This is a genomic window from Streptomyces boncukensis (genome assembly GCF_011045075.1).
In the GTDB taxonomy this organism is placed as follows: domain Bacteria; phylum Actinomycetota; class Actinomycetes; order Streptomycetales; family Streptomycetaceae; genus Streptomyces; species Streptomyces boncukensis.
On the sequence record NZ_JAAKZZ010000801.1, the window covers coordinates 1 to 2,265 of the forward strand.

The 2,265-nt window shown below is 77.2% G+C and carries 1 protein-coding gene and 1 pseudogene; both read right to left on the minus strand.

Going from position 1 to position 2,265, the window contains the following annotated elements; translation table 11 throughout:
• Positions 1–942, minus strand: a pseudogene (locus tag G5C65_RS35765) (lipopolysaccharide biosynthesis protein); the annotation flags it as partial.
• Positions 939–2,246, minus strand: a complete 1,308-nt coding sequence (locus G5C65_RS35770) for a glycosyltransferase (RefSeq protein ID WP_165303217.1) — start codon at positions 2,244–2,246, stop codon at positions 939–941. The pseudogene G5C65_RS35765 and the gene G5C65_RS35770, both read right to left, overlap by 4 nt.
• Positions 2,247–2,265: the final 19 nt, after the last annotated feature.

Sequence of the window (2,265 nt, forward strand, 5' to 3'; positions counted from 1 at the left end):
CTGCTCGCGCTTGCCGCGTTTGCCGAGATTGCCGAGCTTGCCGCCCCCGCCGCGCCTGCCCCCGCCGCGCCGGGTGCGGGGCAGGGTGCCCAGCACCGGCGCGTGCAGCGTGCGTACGACGTCGCCGGGGGTGCGCACGGACGGGTCGAAGACGAGCCGCACCCACGCGGCCAGCAGCCCGAGCCCGATGCCCACGGCCGCGCCGAGGCCCAGCAGCAGCGGCAGCCCCGGGCCCGAGGGCGCGCCCGGCGGGGTCGCGCGGGTGACGACGCGGCCGGGCGTGGTGTCCGTCGCGCGCAGCCGGCTGACGCTGCCGTCGATCTCGGCGATGCGGCTGACCGCCGATGAGTGCGCGGAGACGGCGCCGTCGAGCCCGCCCCGGTCGCCGGCCGAGGCGATCTGGTCGGCGAGCCGGTCCCGTTCCTTGACGAGCGGCTTGCGCTGCTTCGCGTACGCCTTGATGCTGCGGTCGATGCTCTCCTCGGCGTCCGCCTGGCGGCTGTCGAGGTACGCCTGCGCGAAGGCGTTGGCGCGGCGGGCGGCCTCGCCGGGCCCGGAGGCGGTGTAGGAGAAGCGGAGGATCTGCGTCTCGGGCGGGTTGGTGACCTGCAGGCCGTCGTCCAGCTTCGCCGGCGCCGTACGGGACTTCAGCTCCTTCGCCGCGCGCTCGGCGACGACGGTGCTGAGCGCGGTGCGCCGCTCGGAGCCCATGCTGATCTCGCCGCGCGCCCGCTCCTCGGCGGGCGTGCCGGTGGCGAGCTGCTGGACGCTGACCTCGGTGGCGGCGGCGTACGAGCCGGTGCTGCGGTAGCCGAGCCAGCCGCCGCCCAGCAGGCCGAGCAGCACTCCGGCGGCGATCAGCAGGCGGTAGCGGAGAAGCTGGCGGAACTGGTCGCGCAGCAGGTCGGGTTCGTCGTACGGGGCGACCTCCGCGGTGCTCATCCGGCCACCCCGGGGGCGGCGCCCGCTGCTCCGCCGCGCCCCCGAGGGGCGCACATGGTGGGCCGGGTACGCGCGTGCGCCGGGCCGTGAGCCAGCGCTTCCGCGAGGAGGTCGTCGTAGCGGGCCAGGCCCGCGGCGCGGCCGAGATGGCGCTCGGCGTAGTCGCGTCCTGCGGTGCCCAGCGCGCCGGCGCGGGCCGGGTCGGCGGCGAGGGCGAGGACGCCGTCGGCCAGGGCGCGGGGGTCCTCGGGGGGCACCAGCTCCCCGGCGCCGGAGCGGCGTATCTCCCCCGCCGTGCCGCCGTCCGGGGCGACGGAGGCGATCACGGGCCGCCCGGCGGCGAAGTACGAGGTGAGCTTGGAGGGGACGCTCATGTCGAGCACCGAGGCGCGCTGGGTGACGGCCAGCACATCCGCGGCGGCCAGCACCTCGGGGAAGTCCGCCTCGGCGGCGGGCGGCAGCAGGTCGACGTTGGGCAGCGGGTCCGCCAGGGCGCGCAGCCGCTCGCGCTGGCTGCCGTCGCCCATCAGCACCACCCGCAGCGCGGGCGCCCGCCGGGCCGCTTCGACCAGCACCTCCAGGCCCTGCTTGAGCCCCATGTTCCCGGAGTGCAGCACGACGGCGGCGCCGTCCGGCCAGCCGAGCCGCCGCCGGGTCTCGGCACGGTCCCGGCACGGGGCGGGAATGTGCGACCAGTTGGGCACCACCCGGATCCGCTCGCGGGGGACGCCCAGCGCGCGCACCCGCTCGGTGAAGGTCTCGTGGATGACGCCCACGAGCGTGGCGGAGCCGAGCACCCGGCGCTCGACGGAGGCGGCCAGCGCGGCGGCCCGGCCCCCGCCGCTGATGCCGCTCTGCGCCGCGGCGGCGCCCATCAGGTCCTGCACCACGGGGACGAAGGGCGCGCGGGCCCGGCGCGCGAGCCGGGCGGCGAGCACCCCGCCCGCGAGGCTGGGCAGTTGTGCGACGACGGCGTCGGCCGGGCGTCCGGCGCGCGGCGGGGCCAGCACGCCGTGGGCCAGGATCGACGCCTCGTACAGCGCCCGGTGCACGGCGCTCTGCCTGCTGGGCACCCAGTGGCGTCTTCGGTACACCCGCACACCCCCGCGCCGCTCGTGCGCCGCCCACCTGCCCGCGTACGCGGGGTGCACGCGCCATGCGGGATAGTGCGGCATCCCGGCGAGCACATGCACGTCCAGATCGCCGCGCCCCGCCCAGTGTTCGGCGATCTGGGTCGCGTACGGCCCGATTCCCGCCGGTTCCGGCGCGTAGTTGGTCGACACCAGCACGAGTTGTTTACGCATGGTTCCCCCTCCGTACCCC